This window comes from Pseudomonas sp. EL_65y_Pfl2_R95 (genome assembly GCF_963971045.1).
In the GTDB taxonomy this organism is placed as follows: Bacteria; Pseudomonadota; Gammaproteobacteria; order Pseudomonadales; family Pseudomonadaceae; genus Aquipseudomonas.
In genome coordinates this window covers 37,576-62,880 of the sequence record NZ_CAXAOV010000005.1, presented here as the reverse complement: position 1 = coordinate 62,880, position 25,305 = coordinate 37,576, and the positions used below count along the sequence as shown (strand labels likewise).

The 25,305-nt window shown below is 52.8% G+C and carries 22 protein-coding genes, 1 tRNA gene and 1 pseudogene; 6 read left to right on the top strand and 18 right to left on the bottom strand.

The window, feature by feature from the left end; translation table 11 throughout:
* Positions 1–150: 150 nt before the first annotated feature.
* Positions 151–366 (bottom strand): annotated as a pseudogene (locus AACY09_RS16115) (topoisomerase DNA-binding C4 zinc finger domain-containing protein); the annotation flags it as partial.
* Between the two features lie 263 nt (positions 367–629).
* On the opposite strand from AACY09_RS16115, the gene AACY09_RS16110 reads away from it, so the two are divergent.
* A complete protein-coding gene (locus tag AACY09_RS16110; RefSeq protein WP_339489460.1) occupies positions 630–881 on the top strand; it encodes a helix-turn-helix transcriptional regulator in 252 nt (83 codons plus the stop codon).
* Positions 881–2,077: a type II toxin-antitoxin system HipA family toxin gene (locus tag AACY09_RS16105; RefSeq protein WP_339489459.1), complete on the top strand. Its 1,197-nt coding sequence runs from the start codon at positions 881–883 to the stop codon at positions 2,075–2,077. The genes AACY09_RS16110 and AACY09_RS16105 overlap by 1 nt, the downstream gene beginning before the upstream one ends.
* 82 nt (positions 2,078–2,159) lie before the next feature.
* On the opposite strand, the gene AACY09_RS16100 is transcribed toward AACY09_RS16105, so the two are convergent.
* Entirely contained in the window at positions 2,160–2,420 is a 261-nt protein-coding gene (locus AACY09_RS16100; RefSeq protein WP_339489457.1) for a helix-turn-helix transcriptional regulator, read from the bottom strand.
* 738 nt (positions 2,421–3,158) lie between these two features.
* On the opposite strand from AACY09_RS16100, the gene AACY09_RS16095 reads away from it, so the two are divergent.
* Positions 3,159–3,854, top strand: a complete 696-nt coding sequence (locus tag AACY09_RS16095) for a hypothetical protein (RefSeq protein ID WP_339489456.1) — start codon at positions 3,159–3,161, stop codon at positions 3,852–3,854.
* A gap of 177 nt (positions 3,855–4,031) precedes the next feature.
* On the opposite strand, the gene AACY09_RS16090 is transcribed toward AACY09_RS16095, so the two are convergent.
* The 13 genes from AACY09_RS16090 to rpsU form a co-directional block, all read right to left on the bottom strand.
* Positions 4,032–4,676, bottom strand: a complete 645-nt coding sequence (locus tag AACY09_RS16090) for an Nmad2 family putative nucleotide modification protein (protein WP_339489455.1) — start codon at positions 4,674–4,676, stop codon at positions 4,032–4,034.
* A gap of 2 nt (positions 4,677–4,678) precedes the next feature.
* Positions 4,679–5,176, bottom strand: a complete 498-nt coding sequence (locus AACY09_RS16085; RefSeq protein ID WP_339489454.1) for a TIR domain-containing protein — start codon at positions 5,174–5,176, stop codon at positions 4,679–4,681.
* A gap of 30 nt (positions 5,177–5,206) precedes the next feature.
* Positions 5,207–6,271, bottom strand: a complete 1,065-nt coding sequence (locus AACY09_RS16080; RefSeq protein ID WP_445323870.1) for a nucleotide kinase domain-containing protein — start codon at positions 6,269–6,271, stop codon at positions 5,207–5,209.
* A gap of 618 nt (positions 6,272–6,889) precedes the next feature.
* A complete protein-coding gene (locus tag AACY09_RS16075; RefSeq protein ID WP_339489452.1) occupies positions 6,890–7,675 on the bottom strand; it encodes a dCTP deaminase domain-containing protein in 786 nt (261 codons plus the stop codon).
* Positions 7,659–8,384: a hypothetical protein gene (locus AACY09_RS16070; protein WP_339489451.1), complete on the bottom strand. Its 726-nt coding sequence runs from the start codon at positions 8,382–8,384 to the stop codon at positions 7,659–7,661. Before AACY09_RS16070 ends, AACY09_RS16075 begins: the two co-directional genes overlap by 17 nt.
* A gap of 407 nt (positions 8,385–8,791) precedes the next feature.
* Positions 8,792–9,706 carry a nuclease-related domain-containing protein gene (locus tag AACY09_RS16065; protein ID WP_339489450.1) on the bottom strand — a complete coding sequence of 305 codons (915 nt, stop codon included), beginning with the start codon at positions 9,704–9,706 and terminating at the stop codon, positions 8,792–8,794.
* A 104-nt stretch (positions 9,707–9,810) separates the two neighbouring features.
* Complete coding sequence (locus tag AACY09_RS16060; protein WP_339489449.1) at positions 9,811–10,950, bottom strand: Fic family protein; 1,140 nt, start codon at positions 10,948–10,950, stop codon at positions 9,811–9,813.
* 553 nt (positions 10,951–11,503) lie between these two features.
* Positions 11,504–11,878 (bottom strand): DUF7079 family protein, encoded by a 375-nt coding sequence (locus tag AACY09_RS16055; protein ID WP_445323869.1) that lies wholly within the window; start codon positions 11,876–11,878, stop codon positions 11,504–11,506.
* A 167-nt stretch (positions 11,879–12,045) separates the two neighbouring features.
* Positions 12,046–12,122: transfer RNA gene (locus AACY09_RS16050), tRNA-Ile, on the bottom strand.
* Positions 12,123–12,137: 15 nt separating this feature from the next.
* Entirely contained in the window at positions 12,138–15,872 is a 3,735-nt protein-coding gene (locus tag AACY09_RS16045; RefSeq protein ID WP_339489965.1) for a bifunctional diguanylate cyclase/phosphodiesterase, read from the bottom strand.
* Between the two features lie 110 nt (positions 15,873–15,982).
* Positions 15,983–17,830: an RNA polymerase sigma factor RpoD gene (gene rpoD / locus AACY09_RS16040; RefSeq protein ID WP_339489447.1), complete on the bottom strand. Its 1,848-nt coding sequence runs from the start codon at positions 17,828–17,830 to the stop codon at positions 15,983–15,985.
* A gap of 67 nt (positions 17,831–17,897) precedes the next feature.
* Positions 17,898–19,871, bottom strand: a complete 1,974-nt coding sequence (gene dnaG, locus AACY09_RS16035; protein ID WP_339489446.1) for a DNA primase — start codon at positions 19,869–19,871, stop codon at positions 17,898–17,900.
* A gap of 329 nt (positions 19,872–20,200) precedes the next feature.
* Complete coding sequence (gene rpsU, locus AACY09_RS16030) at positions 20,201–20,416, bottom strand: 30S ribosomal protein S21 (protein WP_003296736.1); 216 nt, start codon at positions 20,414–20,416, stop codon at positions 20,201–20,203.
* Positions 20,417–20,624: 208 nt separating this feature from the next.
* Between rpsU and tsaD the strand changes: the two genes are divergently transcribed.
* A complete protein-coding gene (tsaD, locus tag AACY09_RS16025; protein ID WP_339489445.1) occupies positions 20,625–21,650 on the top strand; it encodes a tRNA (adenosine(37)-N6)-threonylcarbamoyltransferase complex transferase subunit TsaD in 1,026 nt (341 codons plus the stop codon).
* A 37-nt stretch (positions 21,651–21,687) separates the two neighbouring features.
* On the opposite strand, the gene plsY is transcribed toward tsaD, so the two are convergent.
* Positions 21,688–22,257: a glycerol-3-phosphate 1-O-acyltransferase PlsY gene (gene plsY, locus AACY09_RS16020; RefSeq protein WP_339489444.1), complete on the bottom strand. Its 570-nt coding sequence runs from the start codon at positions 22,255–22,257 to the stop codon at positions 21,688–21,690.
* A gap of 288 nt (positions 22,258–22,545) precedes the next feature.
* Here plsY and folB point away from each other — a divergent pair, with 288 nt between their 5' ends.
* Both folB and folK read left to right on the top strand, forming a co-directional pair.
* Entirely contained in the window at positions 22,546–22,902 is a 357-nt protein-coding gene (folB, locus tag AACY09_RS16015) for a dihydroneopterin aldolase (protein ID WP_339489443.1), read from the top strand.
* On the top strand, positions 22,893–23,426 hold the full coding sequence (gene folK / locus AACY09_RS16010; RefSeq protein ID WP_339489442.1) for a 2-amino-4-hydroxy-6-hydroxymethyldihydropteridine diphosphokinase: 534 nt from the start codon (positions 22,893–22,895) through the stop codon (positions 23,424–23,426). Before folB ends, folK begins: the two co-directional genes overlap by 10 nt.
* A gap of 25 nt (positions 23,427–23,451) precedes the next feature.
* On the opposite strand, the gene AACY09_RS16005 is transcribed toward folK, so the two are convergent.
* Positions 23,452–24,690: a multifunctional CCA addition/repair protein gene (locus tag AACY09_RS16005; RefSeq protein ID WP_339489441.1), complete on the bottom strand. Its 1,239-nt coding sequence runs from the start codon at positions 24,688–24,690 to the stop codon at positions 23,452–23,454.
* Between the two features lie 52 nt (positions 24,691–24,742).
* Positions 24,743–25,261 (bottom strand): hypothetical protein, encoded by a 519-nt coding sequence (locus AACY09_RS16000; RefSeq protein ID WP_339489439.1) that lies wholly within the window; start codon positions 25,259–25,261, stop codon positions 24,743–24,745.
* Between the last annotated feature and the right edge of the window lie 44 nt (positions 25,262–25,305).

The window sequence follows — 25,305 nt, the reverse complement described above, 5'->3', positions numbered from 1 at the left end:
CTTGGGGGATTGCTTATAGGCACCGAGGACTGGGCCTGTTGATGGCTTAAAGGGCGGTTGTAGCGGGGCTTGGGTTTGGATGAAATAGATGAAAACCTATTTCTGCCTAGTAGGAGGCAACCTACACCTTTTTCGCTTTTGTCTGCAGATTCAAAGATTCTGCATGGTCCGGCATTTGGGGAAGGTTGAGCAGCCCCAGAACTGCTGACCCGCTTTAGCCCCTGATTTCACAGTACGGATCAGCAGCGCACTGCCGCACTTCGGACATTGCCGCTCGGCTGTCGGATCGCTGCGTTGTTTCAGGTTTTGAACATGCTCGCGGTGGGTGGCGAGGGTGGGTGCGCGGCGGCCGGTTTGCAGGGCGTGCCCCAGACTTGAGCGATGATTGGCGTGAAGTCCATTTCTCAACCTTCGGAAATCCTGAGTTAACCGGATAGTACCGAAAGTAAGCGTAAATGGACCAAAGTATCTGTCGGGGTTAATCGGCTCATTAGGTGAGCCGATTATTCCGGCTATTCGGCTCACAAGCCTCTAAGCCCCTTTTCAAGCTTGAGTATCAACTGCCGCGTTGATTTTTCATTAAGTCAGGTATACGTTACATCTAATCTATTTAGTAACGTATTCATAACATGGACCATTCCCTTATCACGCAGCGCCTTGGCGAGCAGCTTCGGCAGCGCCGTATCAATCGTGGGCTGACTCAGGCTGCGCTCGCTTCCTTGGCTGGCATTACCCGTCAGAAAATCATCGCTACCGAGAAGGGTGACCTGTCGGTGGGTATGTTGGCCTATGCGCGAGTGCTGGCCGCTCTCGACTGCGAGCTTAGCGTTGTACCGGCAGCCATGCCTACGCTGGATGAAATACAGGGAGTATTCGACTGATGGCGACCGTGCAGCAGGTTGCAACACCAGAGGGTGGCAGCGGGAAGATCCTTACCAGTGCCGGGGACTACCTGTTCCGCTACCACGACGACGCTAAGACACAGGCGGCGATTAGTTTGCTGATGCCTGTGCGTTTGGATGAGTACCGTCACCGAGAGCTGCACCCGATCTTCCAGATGAACCTGCCAGAAGGTTATGTTCTAGAACAGTTGCGTAATCGCTTGGCCAAGGTGGTGAACGTCGATCCTATGTTGCTGTTGGCGCTATCTGGCAGCAGTTCGCCTATTGGGCGGGTGACGGTGAGTTCAGCAGAGGTCGATGTGCTGTTGCAGAGGCAGAAGTTCCCCGGCGAAAAGCTGGAAGAAATTCTCACTTGGGACGGTGCAGAAGATATTTTTGCCGGCTTAGTCGACCGCTACATTCTGCGCGCCGGTATCTCGGGTGTGCAGCCCAAAGTACTAGTGCCTGAGCGTCCGGACGCTGCCCCGCAGCGCTTCACCTCGAAGACCTCTGACCTGATCATCAAGAGCGGCCGGGATGAGTTTCCGGGGCTGGCGATCAATGAATTCCTCTGCATGTCGGTGGCTAAACAGTCGGGGATTGCGGTGCCGGAGTTCTACCTGTCCGACAACGCTAAGCTCTTCGTCATGCGCCGCTTCGACCGCGATGACCAGCTTAATCCAATAGGTTTCGAGGATATGGCGGCACTGATGGGGCTGGCTGCGGAGCAGAAGTACAGCAAGAGCTATTCAGCCATCGCTAAGGCTGTCCGTCTGTACTGCCCACCTGAGCAAGTGCAGGGCTCATTGGCGCAGCTATTCGCTATGGTCACCTTGAGTTGCATCGTCGGCAACGGCGATGCCCATCTGAAGAACTTTGGATTGCTGTATTTAAATCCTACCCAGCGCGATGCGCGGCTCGCACCGGCCTACGATATCGTCAACACCACAGCCTATATTCCCGAGGATGTTTTGGCGCTGGATCTGGTGGGCAACAAGTCGTTGTTTGCCTCGCGGCAAGGGTTAATGGATTTCGCCAAGGCTTGTGATGTTGAGCGTCCAGAAAAAGTAATCCGTGAGCAGCTGCAGGCATTGGAACAGGTGCTGGCTCGTTCGACCGAGCTGTGCGAGCAGGCACCGCATGTGGTCGCGGCAATCAGGCGGTGTGCTGAGCCATTTATGAAAACATTCGCTTAGCAGGGTTTTGGGTTGCGGTGGGCCGCACGTAACTCCCGTTGCATGGCAGAGTGGTTATCTCACTTCCGGTTGAGGTTGATCATCAGTCCTGTACGCAGCGCTGCTCGTCAAGAATGTCCTCAATAGTGCGTTGATGGCCTGCCTTAACTAGCTTCAAATCGTACCCCGCCGCTTCTAGCAGGCGAACCAGCGCCGAGACACTCATATCGCCTTTGGCCAGTGTTTCCATGCGGGCCACTGTAGAGCGCGATACGCCGGCACTTCTTGCCAAGGCTTCTTGGCTTAGCTTTGCTTCACCTCGTGCTTGTTTCAGCATTTCGGAGACATCGTATAGGGAGGTCATTTGTAGCCCTTGAGCATCAGAAATGGCGATTTCACAATTAAATGTAGCTCCTGAGCTACATTTTAAAAAGAGGCCATTCAAATCAAATTGTGGCTTATAAGCTACAGTTTCAGGTTGGTAGTGCGTATTTGTGGCTCAAGAGCTACAGAATGCCAAGCAAGTTTCAGACGGTGAGGGTGTTGAGTCGCCCAGAACTGTCGGCCGACTGTAGAAGGAGGAGGGTCTAGCGGTTTTGTGGCGGACACAAAAAAGCCGCGCAGTGCGCGGCTTTCAAGTTGGTGGGCCCACACGGACTCGAACCGTGGACCAAAGGATTATGAGTTGCCTAGAAACGCTGCAAACCTAATGAAATCGTGCGTAGCTTGGCGCAGGTACAGTGAGCTGAAAGTAGCGTGGTTACGAGTGTTGAGCATAACTCAGCGAAGTTAAGAGAAGCTGCTCACTGTACCGCTGGTGTACCGTTTTCTGTATCGAAAATGCCCTACCAACCCCCTTGTAACACCTAGCGGTGCAGGCGCTCCTACCGGGGGGCAGCCATGTGCCGAATCGAGTAGCGCCAAAAAAACCGTTACAGGTCGTATTTTTGGCTGAATCTATCCAGTAAAGTCGAAGCTTTATGACGCGGCTATTGCGCCCGGCGACGAATCGAACTAGCGTCTACAGCGGCTACTAGCAACTAGCCGTCGAGGGTGACCGTTCGAGTTTGCCCCCTTTATTTATTAGGCTTAGGAGGACGGCGTGGTTTGGTATCTCATGGATGAAGGGGAGGCTTTGGACGCTAAATCCGCTAGTAGTTCTCTAATAAAATTCATCGTCGATTCTGATTTTCGGCTGACCTTGGAGGTATCTCCATGGGCCGTTATTGTTTTTTTATTGGTCTTGCTTATTTTCTTCATTGCGAAAGGTTTTCCCTCTAGCTCAAGAGTTCGAGACTTTGAAATTGATGAGGCTGAATTTGGAATCGGAGATCAGAAGATTAAGCTGCGACCTAATCTAATTGATAAGCAAATTGCCTATAAAATTTGGGTTGAGCTAAGTACCCGAAAAATTGGATTGCCTATAGATTTGAATGATGACGTTATTTTTGAGGTCTATGACTCATGGTTTAGTTTTTTTTCGGTTACTAGAGAGTTAATAAAAGATGTCCCCGTTTCAAAGTTTCAAAGAAAAGAAACTGAGAAGATCATCCGGTTATCAATAGATGTACTGAACCATGGGTTACGTCCTCATCTTACACGGTGGCAGGCGCGTTATCGTAGATGGTATGAACGAGAACTAGATGCATCTTCTAATCACGATCTAGAGCCTCAGGCGCTTCAGAAAAAATACCCAAAATTTGATGAGCTGTCGAATGATCTACTGACGGTAAATGCACGGCTTATAGGTTATAGGGACAAAATGTACCGGCTTATATCTACCATGGATAAGGCCTGAGTATGTAAAGTTTTTATTAGCTATCACCACAAGAGGGAGCTGTACATTAAGGAAAAGCTGTTTTGTCTTAATAGGCGCATGATGCGCGAGATGGTATTGAAAGCGACATGAGTCGTGAGGTGAGAGCGAGAGACTATAGTTCGGGAATTATTGTATAGTTTCTTAATCATTCGATCATTATGCGTGTGCCGTCACCTTGTTATTTTCTGCTGAATATCTAGATTTTGCTGCTTCGAAATCGAATGGGTCGCCATGTAAAATATTGTGGTGAAAGTTATCTAGAAGAAAAGTAATAATAGGTTTGGCTTGACTCAAGCTAAATTTTCTGTGTCCTCTCGAGTTTCGATAACCAATTCCTTCAAGCGTGTCGGCAGGGATTGTTACGGCTGCGACGCCAAAGTAATAAAAATGGTTAGATACAAGCACTCTGTTGGTTTTTGTGTCGTTCGCTATGTTGTGAGGATTGGGAGAGCCGTCTGGGTAGCTATGGTGAGAATTCAGCTGTTGCCAGATTCCATTGTTTTGATGGTAAATGTTGTCTCCGACAATAATCTTCTTGCTACCATTACGTATGGGTTTCTTGTCTCGATATAGCGGGTTTGTCCAATATTCATCGAGTGTAATTGATTTGGAAATTTCCATGGCGAATATGCATTTTCCGGTCGCATTCAGTCTTGTACCGCCCATCCCTATGACCCAGTCTCCTACGTTGGCGACTCGCCTTATGTCAGGTTTGCATGTGGCAAGAGTACACATGTTATGGAAGGGGTTAGGCGCGAACCCAAAGTCACGATCTACAACGTACATATAGACATTGGGCATATTCAGCACTCGGAGTTTGCGGAAGCATTTACAGATGAGCGAATAGATCCGTCTGGATTTTGAAAGGTGTTTTCTCCCCCGTCGACTGCTTCTTGTATGCTATTTGCGTTCCAGCCAACAATTGCAGAAGCATATTTTTCAAGATTCTCAGGTATGTCTGATTCTTTTCCTTTTTGCTCATACACTCCTACAATTCTCTTTCCTTGAGCATGTGCCTGCTGAATCTCCCAATTAACCCAGGGGCGCTGATGTGTCTGCTGGCCAATTAGAACAACCACTGTAGAGGCCCAGGAGATTTTCATACGAAGCAACCGCGCAATGGTTGCTTCTTTGATCATCCCCTTGTCCAGTCGCTCTTGGTTTGCTGGTTTGGCCCTAATCGAACTGTTTCGTACATCCCACCCCTTCGACCCGAGTAGGCGAGTAAATTTGTCGACGAGCGCGTCATCGCGGTGGTGGTGGCTAATAAACAAATGTCTCCGGCTCTCAGACTTGCTCATTTCTATGCTCCTAGCGATTTGTTTTATTTATTAGTTTCCTAGGTTAAGTTTTGACTGAGCAGGTAGGCCGTTTTTCAATGTCTCAAACGCCGGCAGAACACCTAGATCAGCTTCAATCTTTGAATTTATACCCCACTTTGGAGGATACCAGGGTCTTTCCAGTGGTCCCGTCGGGGAAAATTTCTGCTTAATGCGAGTGCGTCCAGAGATTCCGGCAACTTCAGGGTGCGCGACCCGCGCATACTTGTCAACTTCACAAAATAGGTTTTGGCAGTCAATAAGTTGAAGTCTACGGCCCCATAAAGATTGAAAATTAATACCGAGGCGTTCAAATTCAAGTTCCTGATTTTCTGCCATCATCCGTATCAGTTTAGATTCGCTACGGTTCGCTTGATCACCGAAGCATTTTCTCAGTCCGTCGAGTGCGCCGGGACCGGGCATAACGAAGTCCATTTCAGAAAAATTAGTGATTTCACTATAGTTGATGTCGGTCACGAATTGATACGCTAAAAAGTTTCCAATTGATGGGTAGCTTTTAAGCAGTTCGAATGCGCCTTGCATGTTATTTTGTAGTGACAACTGGTTTGCAAGACCGTCATTCATCATACTTTCTAGCAGGCGCAGGTGGTTTTGATGTTTAGCTGGGTATCCGAAAACTGAGCCGCTGGGTGGCATTATATATGCTGCAGAATAAATCCTACCTCCAGCGCTCATCGCTTGGCTTAAAACTTTATCATAATGTTCAAATTTATAATTTTTATAAGTTATTTCGCCAAACGTGTGTTCAAGTAGCCTCCATGTCTCAATTTTATTGAATATCTTGAAAAGTAAGATTCGAAAAAACACTTCTAGTGGCGAGTCCGGAAGATCCGAGCGGTAAATGACGTGTCTTATTAAAAACTGGCTGACGCGGTCCGAGGCACGATATGCGTTTGTGAATTTATTGGTGGCCATTACAGGGTCGGTAGTCCATGGTGCAGGTTGGCCATTTAGTCTTTGGCGGAACACGTTTTGCCGTTCCGCGGCGAACCGCCAGTAGCTATCGAATACGGGAGTTACCTGTATCGAGTGCAAACTCGTCGTGTTTTGATACACGTGCACCGGACTCGTTTGGCTGGACTGTAAAGGATCGCGATTTATCGGGGTTTTGGCCTTCACACTTTTTCTCTACAGAGGATGCATGCTTTCGAATATGTAACCATGGCCAGTGGCAGGATCAAGCATAACTAGTTGTAATTTTGACCATGCTAGTGGAATGGCGCATAGCTTGGATTAGATTTGTGGTTACATCGTCTAGTTTTTCCGAGCGGGAGTGCGGGCGGTATTAGACAAGGTGGAATGTATACGCAACTTCATTTTTTTGTTTCCCCTGCCCTTACCCAAGAGGCTAAAAACGAAATTAGGTATACAGCAAGAACCACTCCTAGCCATATTAGGAGTATTTTTGAAATAAAGACGGTTTGTTGGACTTTAACTGCAGATTTGATTATTTCTATGTGGCATGTCTTTAGTGCTTCTTGATGGGCCGCTACGGCTATTTTTGGGTTTTCGAGTTGCATTAGGCAGGGAGCAATATCCGCCTGAGTGGGGATGTAGTGTATAGAAGTGATTGCTACGAACAGTCCAGATAGAAGCGTTAGGAGGATTCCGAGGCGCTGCCAAAACCCAAGTTTTACATATATATGAATGTGCATATTTTATCCGTTGTACACTTTATTTCTTAACGTTGAGCACTTCCTTGTCCGAAGTCTCCTCGGGGGCTGGAGTTGGCACAAAAAAGAAATGTGAGCCGGTAATGTCATTTATGGCTTCGAAAATTTTGTCTCGCATGCCAAATCCTAAGATAGCTACAAATATTGCAAAAACCACAGTTGAGTATCGTGTAACTATTTTACTTTCAAGGGTTAGGATTTCTTTTTTTAACGCGTCTAGTTCACTTTTCAGCTTGACGGGGGAGAATACCTCTCCTGTCATATTTGAAATAAGTTTGCTATCTAAGGACATAAGCGGGCTGGTGGTGGCTTTCTTTTTATAGTCTTCTGTGGAGACTCGATCTAGGTCTGCGAACCAGATAAGCGCGAATGCGTCGCCTTTTTCTAAGGTGATGTCCAGTGGACCTGCGTTGTAAACTGAAAATATCAGTCTTCCATGCCAGCCAGGATCCACATGGAAGCCGGAAACATTTATCAGACCTTTGAATTTATACGTGGCTTTGAAAGATATGAAAGCAAGAGCGTCGTTGGGGACGGTAATTATTTCGTTAGTTAGCAGAAACGCGAACTGTCCCTTGGGGATTACAAACTGAGATTTTTTATCAGTTAATTTCTTTTTTACACCAGTATCTTTACTGTTGTCCGGGTCGCTCGGTGTAATATAAATTTCATCGCCGAGCGTAAGCGAAACGGCAGCGCAATCAACCTTAATGTTGTCTGTGCTGCCGTCTTCGTTTGAAACTATTTTTTTGAGTTCTTCTTTGAGCTTATCACCGCTCCAAAACATTTGAATACCCTGTTTCGTAATTCCCGAGTCGGTTGAAGAAGATGTTTTTCTTCTCAACGGCAATTAATCGCTTGGTAAATAAGGCATCCAAATCTTCGTCTGTGCTCATGTATAGAGCGGCAAGGGAGATCTTGAAAAGCCTTCCGATACTATCAACAAGCGTCTGCCTAAATGGATAAGGCTCTAGGTGATCTAGTGATTCTGCGGCCTTACACATCGCCCCGACTTGTATAGTGATTGCTCTAGATAAATAATTTAGCTTATCGCTTGATGATTTATCGTAGTCAGCCTTCATCAAATAGCCTGCTAGACTTTTTATATCGGGAAAGTCCTTTTCTTGCTCGCTTAGCGAAATGTCGTAAATTCTGGAATTAAAAATATTTGCCGAAGAGAGCAGGATTATTAGGCAGTCCACTATTGTGGTTTTAAATTCATTTTCGTTTTTTTCAAACGCGGAAACTGTAAGCTTTGCGCTATATTTTGCCAAATGCAAAACCATATGCGTAATGCGCTGCTGAACAGTTAAAAGCCAAATATCCTTGTGATACTTTTCGTCATGCTGCAGCTGCTTCCACTGAAGCTCTTCAAGTTGACTGAAAAGTGACATGGTCGCCCCCCAATGCGAATGGTATTGGAGCTCCTCCGTAGGAGCTATTTGAGAACCAGTATACCTCCACTTCAGAGGCTTTGGAGTATCGATCTCATCCATATTTGTCACCTTTTGTGCGACTAATACGCTGCTTGGTCCAGTGGACAAGAGGAAATAGATGGCAGGCCACGGTTCCCAATTCGTTTTTCGCTTGAGCACTCTGGGCGGCCAGCGTATGGAATGCTCGCCTCCGTACGCCGTTGTCCAATCGTGGGGCCTTATTCCCCCGTACGATCAGTCGCGAGTCTCCACATTGTAGGCGTTTAATTTCGGATGCCGAATTGCGCGGAATCCTTATTCAGGCTCTTGGCTACTAATCTCGCGTGCAACCTGTTTAGGTCGCTTTGCTGTCTTGCCCGTTCACTGCACAATTGACGTAATAGCGAGCGAAAAAGGGGACGAAAAGGGACGAAAAGGGGATTTATTTTCTACCCCGAGACTCCTTGATCGTTTCATTGCTCCGTCACTCAAAGATTCTGCATGGTTCGGCACTTGGAGAACGTCGAGCACCCCCAAAACTGCTGACCGTTATTGGCGCCAGTTTTACGGATGCGAATAACCAGCGCGCTGCCGCATTTCGGGCATTGCCGCTCGGCTGTTGGATCGCTACGGCGCTTAAGGTTTTGAACATGCTCGCGGTGGGTGGCTAGCGTCGGCGCACGGCGGCCCGCTTGCAGGGCATGCAGCATGGCGTCGACTTCAGCCTCGCTGAATACCGGCTGCTGGAATGACTTGATATAGCGGATAAAGCCGATGCCTTGGGTCACGTTGGCCGGCACTTCGGTTTTGAAGGTGCTACCGCCAACGAAGGTAATAATCGAGTGCAAGTGCTCCGGGCTCACAGGCCGCTGCGAAGCTACCTGCGTTGGCAACACTGCGTTAAAAACAGGCTCGGAATGCTCATTTACAGCACGTAAACTCCGCTTCCTCGCCTGTTTTTGCCTTGCGTTGCCTGCCTCGCCTACGCTTTCCAGCGCCCTGTTTGTGTTTAGGAAGGCTTCCAGTGCTTTGAGGTGCTTGTAGTTCTGCCGCAGCGGGTTCTGGAATTTGAAGGTGCGTTTGTAGAGCTTCTGCGTCCATTGCGCCTGCTTTTCGCTGCCGAAGATCCAACCGCTCATGTTCTTGGTTTCCAGCACAAAGATGCCGTAGGGCGAGAGGAATACGTGGTCGATCTGCGTGGTGCCGTCTGGCGTGTTCAGCGTGACGTTGTGCAGGCGGCGGTAGGTCTGCTTATCAAGCTGCCAATGGGCAAATAGTCGCACTAGCAACTCGCCGACATAGCCCTTGAACCAAGGCGACTTGAGCAGGCCAGCCAGCAGCATCAGCGGGATCAACCAGCCGAGCGTGCCCCATAGCTGTGTGATGATCGGAGTGAAATCCATTTCTCAACCTTCGGAAATCCTGAGTTAACCGGATAGTACCGAAATTTGATGTAATGGCACGATAATATTGCGGCCGTTAAGCGAGTGCGGCGCTGTCGTGAAATCTAGGTAGGTGCATTGCCTGCGCTATTTACCTGGTAGCGAGTACTGCGCCCACCACCGGGTAGCCGGGTGATACAGCCTTTCTCTAGAAGGTCGCTCAGGTGGCGAGTGGCGGTCGCTTTAGAAACCTTGGCTACGGCCTGGTACTGCGCCGCGCTGATGCCATTTTCAAAGCCTTTGTCGCCGCCATCGAGCAGGCGATTAAGTACTTTGATTTGTTCGGTCGATAGAGCTTTGTCACGGTGTGTTTGCCAGAAGCGAGTCTTGGCCAGCACGCGGTCGATACGGGCAAGTGCCTGCTCCAGACTCTTGAGCAATGTGCCGAGAAACCACTGCAGCCAGGCAGTGATATCCAGCGTGCCTTTTTGACTGGCTTCGAGGGTGCGGTAATAGCCTGCGCGGTCGTCGAGAATGCTTGCAGACATCGCGTAAAAGCGGATGGCTTGCTGTTCGCCCTGTGCTAATGCCAAGTCTGTGATGGTGCGAGTTATGCGGCCATTACCGTCATCAAATGGATGCAGGGTGACGAACCAGAAATGGGCAATGCCGGCGCGCAGCAATGGATCAAGGCTGGCATCGCTACGGCTGTTTTCGAACCAGGTAAGGAAATCTGCGAGCTGTTCTTCTAGCCCCGCGTGCGGCGGCGCTTCGAAGTGTACGATGGGGCGGTCGAGCCGACCGGAAACAACTTGCATGGGCTCTTCGCCCCGCAGTCTGCCAATGCGTAGCGGGCGGGCCAAAAGATTGTAGTCGCTCGGGAACAGCCAGCGGTGCCAGGCATACATTCGCTCTAGGTCTAGCGGCTGCTGATGTGCGCGAGTGGCATCGAGCAGTAACTCTGCCAAGCCTTCCGAGCGTGCCGTGGTACGGCCTTCTTCGTTCAATCCCAACCGCCGCGCCAGTGATGAGCGCACCGAGCCGACATTCAGCTGCTCGCCCTCAATGGCTGACGAGGTGACGATGTTCTGCAGCATGGCATCTAGGCTGCTCTGCACCTCAGTATCACTACCAACAGCGCCGAGCATGCCGAGCAAACGCCCCTGAGCCTGTGCACAGGCGCGCAGCAGCGGAGCAAGCGATTCGGCTTGCCAGCTGAAGTGCGGCCAGTTGGGCTGCTGCCAGATCCAGAAGGGTTCATTCATGGGGCTTGCTCATCTGTGAGCCGATTAGCGAGTCTATTCGGCTCATTAGGTGAGCCGATAATGCCAACTATTCGGCTCACTGTCTAATCTTCAAGTCCGGTTGCCTTACTCTGAGGCTTGCAACTATTACTTCACTTCGAGCTTATAAAGCCGCTCCATGTCTCGCCCCGTGCATTGGGTGCCAAAGGTGTTCCCGTACACCAATACGTGGTAAGTGCCCGTTGAATGACAACATGCTTTTCTCTTTCTTCATGGCTCAACTCCAAGCTTTCAGGCAGGGGGTGGGCTGGAGCTACTAGCAGTTTGCTGATAGGGGTGTTTGCGTCGACTACATCAATACGAGCGCTGTATGGGGCATCCACTTTGGTTATTGGAAGCTCCTTTGGCGTTTGTGGCGCAGCCGACAAGAACATTGCCGAGCATGAGGGCTTCAAAGCCTGTTAGCGAAGTGGCCATACAGAGGGTGAGCAGCATCTTTCGCAGTATGGTTGTGCTCTTCTTGCGGAGTACTTATTCGAAAGTGTCCGCGTGCTAGCGGGATAGAACCAGTTGCTCATCTGCCAGCGTCTGCCGCTTCCTGGTGATCTAGCTCGCGCTCGATGCTCAGCCACTCGGCCTTGAGTCGATAACGAAGGTAGGTCACGAAAGCCTGATCGCGCAGGCGGCGAAAGGTCGAGGTGCGCCGGGCTTCCTGAGTGCTCTCGATAGTTTCGGTGAGCCAGGTGCTCTCGAATGCTGTCCAGATCGGTGGGATGGGTGCCTGCAGGTTGGAATAGCAAACGGGAGCCACCTCCTCAAAGAACACCCGCTTTATCGTGGAGCGGTCAAATCCCGCCACCTGCCGAGCGATGGCCTTGTAGTCGACTTCGTTGTCGACGAAGGCATCCGATAGCGCCGACCACAATCGAGTGCGCTCTTCGCGCGTCAAAACACTTCCCACTTGGAAAACTCCTCAAGTTCGTCATCCAGGGCGTCTGCAGCCAAGCCGCCAGCAATCCCACACCGGCACTGTGCTGAATTTTTACCTTCGGGCTATAGGACTAAGCTGTTTTTCTTGCGGGCATGAAAAAGCCGCGCAGTGCGCGGCTTTCAAGTTGGTGGGCCCACACGGACTCGAACCGTGGACCAAAGGATTATGAGTCCTCTGCTCTAACCAACTGAGCTATGGGCCCTCAGAAGCTGGCGGATTATACCGGCGCCTTCTGTGTCATGCCAACCGATCGCTTCGGTTGAAGGAATTTATCTGCAAAAAGTTTGGCTGTTATCGGTCGGTTTATGAAGAAACCTTGTATTTGTTCGCAGCCAGCGTCGGCTAAGAACTGCGCCTGGGCTTTGGTCTCGACGCCTTCGGCGATAACCGTGAGTTGCAGGCTGTGGCCCAGGGCGATGATGGCGCGGGCGATTGCAGCATCATGGGGATTTTGCGGTAGGCCGCGTACGAATGATTGGTCGATTTTCAGTGTATCCAGGGGCAAGCGCTTGAGGTAACTCAGTGATGAATAACCGGTGCCGAAGTCATCGATCGCCAGCTGCAGGCCGAGGTCTTTGAGTTGGTGAAGTGTCTCGAGGGCATCCTCGGTCTGGTTCATGATGAAGCTTTCGGTGATCTCCAGTTGCAGTAATTCGGGCGCTAATTGATGGCGCTGGAGGAGTGCGGCGATCATTTCAATGAGGTCAGGTTGGCGTAGCTGAACGCCTGCGAGGTTGACCGCGATAGCGCCGAACGGGGCGTGAGTCGCTTGCCAGTCGGCCATTTGTTGGCAGGTTTGCTCCAGTACCCAGCTACCCAGCGGCAGGATCAAGCCACATTCTTCGGCCACCGGGATAAATCGGTCGGGTTGGATTTCGCCCAGCTCTGGGTGTGTCCAGCGAACCAATGCCTCGGCACCGATTAGTTGGTTGTTGTGCAGGCTGAATTTAGGTTGGTAGGCCACGTGCAGTTGGTTGTGTTCCAGGGCGTGGCGCAGGCCGATCTCAAGGTTCATGCGCTCGGTGGCGATGGAAGAGAGTTGCGGGGTGTACAGCTCCAAGCGGTTGCGGCCTCTGGCTTTGGATTGGTACATGGCCGTGTCAGCGTTTTTGATCAGCGAGGCCACGTCTTGAGCATCCTCCGGGTAGAGGCTGAGGCCGATGCTGGCGCTGATAAAGAACTGGTGTTGTTCGACGCTGAATGCTTCGCGGAAGCAGGCGAGTAGTTTATCTGCGGTTTGTGCAGCTTGCTCGGGGTTTTTTAGGCCCGGTAGCAGGATGATGAATTCGTCGCCGCCGAGGCGCGCGACAGTATCGTGTTCGTCTAGCTGTAGCTTGAGGCGCTCGGCAATGCTTTTAAGTAGCTGGTCGCCCACTGGATGACCTAGGCTGTCGTTGATGTGTTTAAAGCGGTCCAGGTCCATAAACAACACGGCGCCATGCCGTTCGCCGAGCTGGCAACTATCCAGTTCAGCCTGAAGCCGGGTTTCGAATAGCAGGCGGTTGGGGAGGCCGGTCAGTGAGTCGTGGTGGGCTTGATGGTCTAGCTTTGCCTGAGCTTGTTTTAACGGTGTGATATCAGCAAAAACACCAACGTAGTGGGTTATTTCGCTAAGGCTGTTGCGCACGGCGCTTATGGTCAACCACTCGGGGAATACTTCGCCGTTTTTACGCTTGTTCCAGATTTCGCCCTGCCAGTGGCCATCCGCCGTTAATTGCTGCCACATTTTCGCGTAGAACAAGCTGTCATGGCGCCCTGACGATAGCATGCTGGCGGGGCTGCCCAGGGTTTCAAGCTCGCTGAAGCCAGTGATTTCGGTAAAGGCGCGGTTGATGGCGGTGATGTGTTGAGTGGTGTCGGTGATCATCACGCCTTCTGCGGTGTTTTCGAATACGGTGGCCGCTTGCAGGAGTTTTTCCTGCATGACGTGCCGGTCCGTCACATCCCGGGCAATGGTCAGCAGGCAGGCTTGATTGCCAATGGTCATAGGTTGGGCCGAGAGTTCACAAATGCGCACGCTGCCGTCGCTGGTGTTTACCGCTGCGGTAAAGTCGCGCACGCTGCCGTGCTTTTCAATCTGTTGCAGTATGAAGCTGCGTTGGTGCGGGTCGCACCAGAGTCCGAGCTCAAGGGTTGAGTGATTTAACGCTTGTTTAGTGCTGAGCCCGGTTATGCGGGTAAAGCCTTCGTTGGCATCCAGCAGCACGCCATCCTCCAAGCGTGTGATCAGCATGCCGTCAGGTGATGCGTGGAAAGCTTTGGCGAATTTTTCTTCGGAAAGCTCCAGCAGCTGTTGAGTGCTGCGCATTTTGCTGATGTCACGGATAACGATGACCAGCGTGCTGTTATCGGCGTGACTGAGGGATTCAGCTGAGATCAGGCCGGTAAACAGCTCGCCGTTACTGCGCCGAAATGGCAGTTCAAGATCACGTAGTGAGCCATTTGCCATTTTTTCCTGAAACTGATGGTCCGCATCGGGCGTGCCCCAAATATTGAGTTCATCTGGCGTTTTGCCAATGGCCTGCTCAATGGGGATTCCAGACTGCTGTTCGAATGCTTGATTTACTTCCAGCAGTTTGCCGGACTTGCGATCAGCAATGACCATGATGTCTGGACACTGTTGGAACACCGAAATAAACATCTGCTTTGATAGCAGCAGTGCTTGCTCGGTTTGCTTGGCTTCGCTGATATCGATCATCAGGCCGCGCAAGGTTAGCGTTTCGTTTTGCTGACTCAGGGTGACGATGTCACGCACCCAAACGATATGACCATCTTTCGCCAGCATACGGTAGTCGAGGCTGTGGTCCCTGCTGGCGGCCGTCTCGGCGGTGGTGAAACCTATGGTGCTTGCCGCATCCTCAGGATGCAGAATACTTTGCCAAAAGCCCGGCTGTTTCCAGTTTTCGAGTGGGTAGCCCAGGAGCTTTTCAGCATGGGAGGACACATAGGTGTAGCAGAACGAGTCTGCCGTGGATTCCCAGGTAATTGCGCAGAGGTTTTCAACCAGCCCGCGGTAGTGATGCTCACTGGAGCGCAATTCTTGCTCGGCCAGACGGCGTCGGCTGGCTTCGGCGCTGAGGCGGCGGTTGCTGACAATTAAAATTAACAGCACGGCGATGAGCGCAGTTAAAAAAGGCAGCCCGTAGATCAGCAGTTCACGCCAATGGTTGCGGCTGTCGATGACGCCGCCAATCCAGGGTTCTTGCAGGTCATCGATCTGCTTTGCGCTCATCTCGTCAAAGACTTTGTCGAGTATGCCGACCAGCACCTGATTGTTCGCTGGAGTGGCCATTGCTAATTGGTAGCGATAAGGCGTCTCTCCGCTGATTGACACGCCTTCGAGCTTAAGTTGGCGCAAGCGCCAGACGCTTGAAGCAAGGTCCCCGACCAGTGCATCGGCACGGCCTGTGCTCAGCGCTTGCAGGGCAGCATCTACAGACGGCAAGGGCAGCAAGTTGAGATCTGGGTTGTTGTCGCGTAACAGTTCATGGGGGGCGTAGTCTTTGACGACGGCAACCTTTAAGCCGTACAGCGCTTTGAGGTTGCGCGGTTGCGGACCGTCTTTGCGTGCCAGAATAACAATTGGAAAATCCAGGTAAGGGCGGGTGAACGCCAAGTAGCTTTGCCGCTCGGGCGTCGACATGATGCCTGGCAACAGGTCGAGATCGCCGGCTTTGGCGAGGGTGAGCACAGCGCTCCAGTCTCGTGGCTCAATGGGTTTTACTTTGACCTTGAGGGTCTGCTCGATATGGGATACGTAGCTGGCGGCGAGGCCTCGATACTGACCTTGCTCATCGCGAAACTCAAACGGCGGCCAAGAGGCATCAATGCCCAGGCGCAGAGTAGGGTGCTGCTGCAGCCACAGCCTCTCTGTTGGCGTTAGTGTCAGTGCCGCTGCCGAGGAAGCCCACAGCGTCAGACCAAACAAAATAACGGCTGGCAATCGCCGCATCATATGTGCAGTCCGTATCGAATTGGTCGTTATGCCGAGTGTAGTCTGGGTCTTGGTTTGCAGGGAACTAGAATGTAAAAACCCCGGCATTTCTGCCGGGGCTTTTAGTCTTACTCGTCGAGGAAGGAGCGTAGATGCTCGCTTCGCGTCGGGTGGCGCAACTTGCGTAGCGCCTTGGCCTCGATCTGACGAATACGTTCACGCGTTACATCGAACTGTTTACCCACTTCCTCAAGGGTGTGGTCGGTATTCATGTCGATGCCGAAACGCATGCGCAGTACTTTAGCTTCACGTGCAGTGAGGCCAGATAGTACTTCGCGGGTGGCTTCTTTGAGGCTTTCCACGGTCGCCACATCAATTGGCGATTGCATGGTTGAGTCTTCAATGAAGTCGCCCAAATGCGAATCTTCGTCGTCGCCGATTGGGGTTTCCATGGAGATCGGTTCTTTAGCGATCTTCAATACCTTACGGATTTTGTCCTCAGGCATTTCCATGCGTTCGCCCAGTTCTTCCGGCGTCGGCTCGCGTCCCATCTCTTGCAGCATCTGCCGCGAGATACGGTTGAGCTTGTTGATCGTCTCGATCATGTGCACAGGAATACGGATGGTCCGCGCCTGGTCAGCAATGGAACGAGTGATCGCCTGGCGAATCCACCAGGTTGCATAGGTCGAGAACTTGTAACCACGACGGTATTCGAACTTGTCCACTGCCTTCATCAAGCCGATGTTGCCTTCCTGGATCAGATCGAGGAATTGCAAGCCACGGTTGGTGTACTTCTTGGCGATGGAGATAACCAGACGCAGGTTAGCCTCAACCATTTCTTTCTTGGCGCGACGAGCTTTAGCTTCACCGATCGACATGCGACGGTTGATGTCTTTGATTTCAGCCAGAGTCAGGTCGCACTCTGCCTGCAAAGCCACCAGCTTCTGCTGGCAACGCTGAATGTCGGCTACGCGGGTGCCAATGGCTTCGGCATACTTCGCCTTGCCCTTAGCCAGGTTTTCGGCCCAGCTTTCGTCGATTTCATTGCCTGGGAACTGGCGCAGGAAATCTGCACGCGGCATACGCGCATCACGAACACAGATCTGCATAATGGCGCGTTCTTGGCCGCGAAGGCGCGCAAGCGCGTCACGCAGACGAACAACCAATGCTTCATACTGCTTAGGCACCAGCTTGATCGGCATAAACAGTTCGGCCAGAGCTTTGAGCTCCGCGTTTGCCTGTTTGCTGCCACGGCCGTGCTTTTTCAGCGCTTTGTTGGCGATTTCGAGCTGTTCAGCTACCGCGGTGAAGCGGCGCAGGGCTTCTTCCGGATCCGGACCGCCGTCGCCTTCTTCTTCCTCGTCGTCGCTGTCATCGCTGTCATCGTCGTCGTCATCTTTATCATCTGCATTACCGTCCTTTGCAGGAGCAGGTGCAGCAGCTTCGGCAGGCACAGAGCCGTCGTCCGGGTCAATATAACCACTGAGGACTTCAACCAAACGACCACCTTCGGTGGTTACGCGGTTGTATTCGGCAAGAATGCTGTCGACTGTTCCTGGGAAATGGGCAATAGCGCCCATAACTTCGCGGATGCCTTCCTCAATGCGTTTAGCGATTTCGATCTCGCCTTCGCGGGTAAGCAGTTCCACGGTGCCCATTTCACGCATGTACATCCGCACCGGATCAGTGGTGCGGCCGATATCGGTTTCAACGGCTGCGAGTGCTGCTGCGGCTTCTTCAGCGGCAGCTTCGTCGGTGTCGGCTTCAGCCAACAACAGAGCGTCCGCGTCGGGAGCACTCTCGAATACGTTGATCCCCATGTCGTTAATCATGCGGATGATGTCTTCCACCTGTTCCGGATCGGAAATATCCTCCGGCAAGTGGTCATTGACCTCCGCGTAAGTCAGGTAACCCTGCTCACGACCGCGGCTGATCAATTCTTTCAAACGAGATTGCTGTTGAGCTTTTACGGACATAACACCCTATCCATTGAAGGTCTTGGCGGGCTAAAAACAAGCCGAGGATTATACCTCGGAATTGGGCTCAAGCGCCAGTTGAGCTCTTCTCGCTCTGTGAGGAAGGGCTGCTGTAGTGTTCTCTCAGCAGTGCTTTTTCCTCTTCGGTCAGTTCGCTTGGACTTTTTTGCATGACACTGCGCAGTGCTTGTTCACGCCGTCTTTGCGATTGGTTCTGTGCAAGCCTAGTTATGGTGTCGATAAACTGTTGTTCAAGGTTGTCGTGTTCAATTAACCATTCCTTTTCTGCAAGTGCCTGTAATAGACGTCCCTGTTCGGTGCCGTGCCAGCGCGCAATAAGCTGCAGTGAGCGTAAGCTCGGGTTCTTTTGCAGCGCGCCAACCAAGGCGACAAGTAATTGCGCGTATGTGTCGTCTTCTGCAGCGAAATGGCTGACATTTTCGACTTTTTGCGCAAGTTCGGGGTGGTGAAGGAGTGTGCGCAGTGCACTGATGTTGGGCGATTCAACTCCGATAACCGTGCGGGGTTTTCGGGGCTGGAAATCGTCGCGACCTTTCTTGCTCCACTTACCGTCTTGTTTCTTCCAATTGCCTTTGCTCTTTTCCTTGCTGCTGTACTCAAAGTTTAGCTCTGGTTCAGCAGGTTGGTAGTCGTCGTAGTTCGGTTGCCCGTCGTAGAAGGCGCTGTCCGGAATGTCCGTAAAATCACTGGGCGCAGCGCTCGGCTGTTGGCTGTGCGTGGGCGCCATTTGATTAACGGTTTCACCGCTCAGGCCGGTGATCTGGCTTAAGCGCTGGCGCATTAATATGCGTAGGTTATTGCCCGGAACCTTCTCGATCATGGGGGCGGCGAGGGTGACCAGGTGAGCCTTGCCCTCAAGGGAGCGTGGATCAGCTTCTTCGCTTAAATGTTCAAAGAAGTAGTCGGCAAGCGGCTGTGCTTGCTGATTGATCCGGGCGCGGAAAGCATCTGTGCCTTCGCTGCGTACCAAGGTGTCAGGGTCTTCGCCGTCAGGTAAAAATAAAAATCGCGCGCGTCTGCCGTCCTGCAAGTTGGGCAGGGTCGCCTCCAGGGCTCGCCATGCTGCGTTGCGTCCGGCTTGGTCGCCGTCAAAACAAAATAAAACACTTGGCACTATGCGAAACAGGCGCTTGAGGTGCTCTTCGCTGGTGGCGGTGCCAAGTGTTGCGACGGCATTGCGCAGGCCTTGTTGGGCGAGGGCTATGACGTCCATGTAACCTTCGACGACCATTATTTCGTCAAGGTCACGGTTGTTTTTGCGGGCTTCGAACAGACCGTAGAGCTCTTGGCCTTTGTGGAAGACCGGGGTCTCTGGTGAATTCAGGTATTTAGGTTTGTCGTCACCCAGCACACGCCCGCCAAAGGCGATCACGCGGCCGCGGCTGTCGCGAATCGGGAAAATGACCCGGTCGCGAAAGCGGTCGTAGCGTTTGCCGCTATCGGCATTCTCGACGAGCAGGCCCGCGTCAATCATGGTTTTTTGCTGGAGATTGTCGCTGGCCAAGTATTTGTGCAGGTTGTCCCAGCCGGGTGGGGCAAACCCGAGTCCGAAATCGCGAGCGATCTCTCCGGTGAGGCCGCGACCCTTAAGGTATTCGACGGCGGCTTTGCGCTGCGGATGACTCTTGAGTGCCTGGCGATAGAATTCTGCTGCAGCAGTCAGCAAGGGGTACAGTGGTGAGTCGGTCGGCTGACGTGGTTTGTTGTTGCGACCGCCTTCTTCGCGGGGGACTTCCATGCCGGCCCGCTTGGCCAAATCCTCCACCGCTTGGGGGAAATCCAGTTGGTCGTGGTCCATCACGAAGCCAAGCGCGTTGCCTCCAGCGCCGCAGCCAAAGCAGTAATAGAACTGTTTGTCCGGGCTGACGCTAAAAGAGGGGGTCTTCTCTTTATGGAATGGACAGCAGGCGGTGTAATTCTTGCCAGCTTTTTTTAATTGAATGCGCGAGCTCACCACGTCGACGATGTCGGTGCGGTTGAGCATGTCATCAATAAAAGACTGTGGAATCAAACCGGCCATAGGCGCTCAGTATGTTGGCCTGATGTTACCCAGGCAGACATGGGGGAAGGTAAATATATAGTCTATTGTGGCGCGCAGATCATTACATCGTAAATTGCGAAGTCGCCCGCAGGTTGTACTGCAGTAGCGAGACGCATGTGACTGTCATTTGGTTGGTATTCGCGAGGGCCTTTACCAGCCTGCAACGAAAAAACTCCGGCTGTTCGCTGAAGCGAAGCGGAGTGTGCGCTCAGAAATCAAGCTGAGCTCGGCCAGAAATTATCTGGCAGAAACGGCAAAGCCCGGCCGGAGCCGGGCAATGCTGACTGCAGCTATGCGGTCTGTACGTATTAGTACAGGCGCACGCTACGACGCTGTTCGCGCTGTACTTTCTTAGCATGACGCTTAACAGCAGCTGCTGCTTTGCGCTTACGCTCAGAAGTTGGCTTCTCGTAGAATTCGCGGCTGCGAACTTCAGCCAGTACACCGGCTTTTTCGCAAGAGCGCTTGAAGCGACGCAGAGCTACGTCGAAGGGTTCGTTCTCTTTAACTTTGACGGCTGGCATCCAGGGCGTACCTTCACTTTAATTCGGTGGTTAACGTCTCCTGGCCGATGGCGCTGGAGTACGTAGGTTTTTAAGGGTTGCGGATGTTAACGCCTCATCGCGAAGAATGCAAAGCCTCTGATCGAAAAGCGCTGGTCGGCATACCCGTGCGGCCATTATTATGCCTGACTTCTTGTTCAAGTCTCTCTTTAAATCAAGGCTTTAGCCAATGCTGGTATTGGGTTTAGAAACCTCCTGTGATGAAACCGGTGTCGCGCTCTACGACAGCAAGCGCGGGCTGTTGGCGGATGCACTGTTCAGTCAAATCGATTTACACCGTATTTATGGCGGCGTAGTCCCTGAATTGGCTTCGCGCGACCATGTAAAACGCATGCTGCCGCTGATCCGACAAGTGCTGGAGCAAGCGCACTGCAGCGCTGAAGATATCGATGCTATAGCCTACACCGCGGGCCCCGGGCTGGTTGGTGCGTTGTTGGTGGGGGCCTCCTGTGCCCAGTCGCTAGCCTTCGCTTGGGGGGTTCCGGCGTTGGGTGTGCATCACATGGAAGGCCATTTGCTGGCGCCCATGTTGGAGCAAAATCCACCGAGCTTTCCGTTCGTCGCTTTGTTGGTTTCGGGCGGCCATACCCAGTTAGTTCGAGTCGATGGCATTGGTCAATATCAGTTACTCGGTGAGTCGCTGGATGATGCCGCAGGCGAAGCATTTGATAAAACGGCTAAGTTGATGGGGCTGCGTTATCCCGGCGGTCCTGAAATTGCGCGGCTCGCTAATCAAGGGGTCGCTGGCCGGTTTGTGTTCCCGCGGCCCATGACCGATCGGCCAGGCTTGGATATGAGCTTCAGCGGCCTGAAAACCTTCACCCTGAACACCTGGCAGCAGTGTGTGGCTGAGGGCGATGATGGCGAGCAAACCCGCAGTGATATCGCCTTGGCATTTCAACAGGCCGTGGTCGATACCTTGACGATCAAGTGTCGCCGGGCGCTGAAATTGACCGGGTTGAACAGCTTGGTCATTGCCGGCGGCGTCAGCGCTAACACGGCTTTGCGTCAATCCTTGGAGAAAATGCTCGGCGAGTTCAACGGACAAGTGTTTTATGCGCGCCCGGAGTTCTGCACCGATAATGGCGCAATGATCGCCTATGCCGGCTGCCAGCGTTTGCTGGCTGGGCAGCACGAAGATTTAAGCATTGCTGTGCGTGCACGCTGGCCTATGGAGCAGCTTGCACCGCTCTAAAGTGGGCTGCTGGGTGAGCGCTGTTCACGCAGTAGATTCAAAATTGTCGCTCACGTCCGGCAAATAGATCGCGTAAGTTTCCCCGGTGGCGCCAGACGATCAGTACAGTCAGTACGCTGACTGGAAGCAACAGAGTCGGCTGTTGCCAGGCCAGTAGCGGCAGCGTAAGCGGTGTGGCAATAAGGGCGGCAAGAGAGCTGGTTCGAGTGGTGGCAAATGTCACCAGCCACAACGCGCCCGCCAATAGAGCGGCGGGCAGGTAAAGACCCAGAAAGACTCCGGCAGCGGTTGCCACGCCTTTGCCGCCACGAAAGCGATAGTACAGTGGATACATATGCCCGACCACGGCAGCTAGACCGACCCACCCCTGCTGCGCAAGGCTGAAACCAAGGATTTTGGCGATGAATACAGGCGCTATGCCCTTGAGCAAATCACCCAGCAGGGTAATGACGGCCAGGCGCTTGCCAGCAGTGCGCACCATATTGGTTGCGCCGGGGTTGCCGGATCCGTAGGCGCGCGGGTCTGGTCTGCCTGCAAGCTGGCTGAGCAAGATGGCAAAGGACACTGAGCCTAGCAAGTAAGCAAGAACTACCAGCAATGCAAACATGGAGGTGATCCGCCCCAAGAAGTGTCTTGATTCTAGCAGGGCTTAGGAAGTCCTAGGAATACTCTGAAAAGCGACAGGTTGAGGGTATGCGTATTGTAAAAAGGCGCGGATTTCCTAAGCTAAGTGGCATTAAGTGGGCAGGCTAGCCTTGGAGCGCGGCATAACAGCTAGTGGCTAAGTCGCAATTGAGCATTTATATCTGCCTGAGAATCTTTATAGTGCCGGGCTCAAGTTTTTGATTCGAGCGGTGCTCGTAATCGCGGGTTAATCCGAGAAGTGGAGAAAGGTTTGGACACGGTCTTTATCGAAGGTCTGGAGGTCGATACGGTAATCGGCGCATACGACTGGGAGCGTACGATCCGCCAGTGCCTGCGTTTAGACCTGCAACTGGGGTGGGATAACAAGCCCGCAGCCTTGAACGATGACCTGGAAAAAGCGCTTGATTACGCGAAGCTATCGGTGCGGGTGCAAGCCTTTGCCACTGAAGCCAGTTTCATCCTGGTTGAAACCTTTGCTGAGCGCTTGGCTGAGATGCTGATGAATGAGTTTCAGATTCCCTGGTTGCGCCTCAAATTGACTAAACCTGGTGCCGTTCCAGCAGCGCTGGGCGGTGTAGGTGTGGAGATTGAGCGCGGATGTCGCTAACGCCGGTTTACCTGGGTCTTGGTAGCAATATTGACCGCGAGGCTCACCTTTGTGCGGGGCTTGATGCGCTTGCCGGCTTGCTCAAGGGCATGCGCTGTTCGGCGGTGTTTGAGAGCGCGCCAGTCGGCATTAAAAGCGGGCCATTTTTCAACCTGGTGGTGGTCGGCCTGACCGATATGCCGCTGCATGATTTTGATCGTAAACTCAAGTTTATCGAGGCGGATAACGGCCGATACGCCCCGGATCGCGTCGGCCTGCCCTTGGATATTGATGTCTTACTCTACGGCGATTTAGTCGGCAATTTCGATGGTTTAATCCTGCCCCGTGCGGAAATCCTAAAAAATGCCTTTGTCCTGTGGCCGTTGTCGCTGTTAGCGCCAGAGGTGCTGCATCCCGGTGAGAATCGCAGCTTTGCTGAGCTTTGGTCGAGCGCGCAGATTGATCAGGTATTGCGCCCTGCAGCCTTCAGTTGGAAGCAACGGCAACTGACGCCCGTTGAGTTGCTTGAGGCGCCTGCCCGCTGAAGCACTGCGTTTCACACGCAGATAATCAGGCTGATGGCGCCTGATAAGCCTTTTTGAATTGAGTGATGGCTTGCAGTCGTTCCCGTTGCAAGGCCTCGCCAAGCTCTGGACCTTTGAACCCCTGAGCCAGTAACGGCTGCACGGCCACTGCGCACGCAACCTGCATCACCTCGCGTAAATAGCTGGCTTGCGGATAGTCCCTTTGCTCAAAGCCATCGCGACCCCGTGCATCCATCTCGCAGGCCGTAATGAACTCTTCGAAGCGTTGCGGTCGGCGGTATACGTCAAAGCGCTGCAGCAGCTCGAGCAATGTTGAGGGTTTTAACTCAAGGGCGCGATGGCCGTGGGTGTGAAACTCACCGACCAATAGCGCCAGTTCCTGGCAGTCTTTAGGCGCCTTGCAGCGCGTATTGATGGCCTTGATCAGCTTCACGCCACGCTGCTCGTGCGCAATATGCCGCGGCCACTGATCCGACGGCGTTAAGCCCTTACCTACATCGTGCAGCAGGCTCGCCCAGCGCACAGTTAGCGGCTGATTGTGCTCTGCGCATTGGCGCAACACGCTCAGTACATGGGTGCCGGTGTCGATTTCCGGGTGATGGGCCGGCGGTTGCGGCACGCCAAATAGCTCATCGACTTCGGGCAGTAAAATCTTCAGTGCGCCGCAGTCGTGCAGCACCTTGACGAATACATCGGGCCTTGGCTCCATCAGTGCGCGCGATATTTCTTTCCAGCTGCGTTCCGGGGTCAAGGCGCTGAGTTCTCCTGATTCACTCAGCTGCTGCATCAACTGCATGGTGTCTGTGGCGACGCTAAATCCCAGCGGTGCGTAGCGTGCGGCAAACCGAGCCACCCGCAGCACGCGTAGTGGGTCTTCGCTAAAGGCCGGTGATACATGGCGCAGTAATTTAGCTTCGAGATCCTGCAAGCCGCCGTACGGGTCGTATAGTTTGCCGTGGTCATCTTCGGCAATCGCGTTAATGGTCAGGTCGCGGCGGATCAAGTCCTGCTCAAGCGTGACCTCGGGGCTGGCGAAGAATGTGAAACCGCCATAGCCGCGCCCGCTTTTGCGCTCGGTTCGCGCAAGGGCATATTCGTCTTTTGTTTGCGGGTGCAGAAAAACCGGGAAATCCGCGCCTACCGGGCGAAAACCCTGCTCGAGCATTTGTTCGGCGGTGGCGCCCACCACGACCCAGTCGTTTTCCGTCACTTCACGGCCCAACAAACGGTCACGTACTGCGCCGCCAACCTTATAAATTTGCATGCTTGCCTCCATATGTTGCAGAGGATAGCGGTTGTGAGCCGTACTGGGGAGACTAAGGCGCTATGCTGGCAGGTATCTGTGCGGTAAGCGCGATTACCGCGCGCTCAAGCAACTCGGCGCTGTAGCTGGCAGGGCTAAGCCCGGTTTTGCGGGAGCCTTGCCACAACAGCTTGTTGGCTGGGCCGGTTAGGCGCAGCCGCAGGGTGCCAGTCTCGTCGTGCAGTCGATGGATGGCTTGATAGGCGCCAAGCTGGCTGGGCGGGACTTGGTCGACCTTGAACTCAAAGCGGTGGCCTTGCACCGCCAGCCCGTAATACACACTGATTTGTGCGGGCTCGGTTTGTTGGTAGCCTTTTCGCCGCAACTGTTCGCCCAGCAACAAGCCCAGTTGAGGATAGAGCGCTTGAAGCGCTGAGGGTTTTTTTAGCATCGATTCAGGGGCGATCATCTTGAAGCGTTTTAGTTGGCTGAGTGCTTGCAGGTCAGCATGGCTCACCTTAGGCCGAGGCTCAGGAGGATTTGCGCAACTGGCCAGCGCCACGCAGAGCAGAGTGATCAGTAATAAGCGCATCCGGGTCACCTCGCAGGGTAGACCCTGATGCTCTTTAGCTTGTA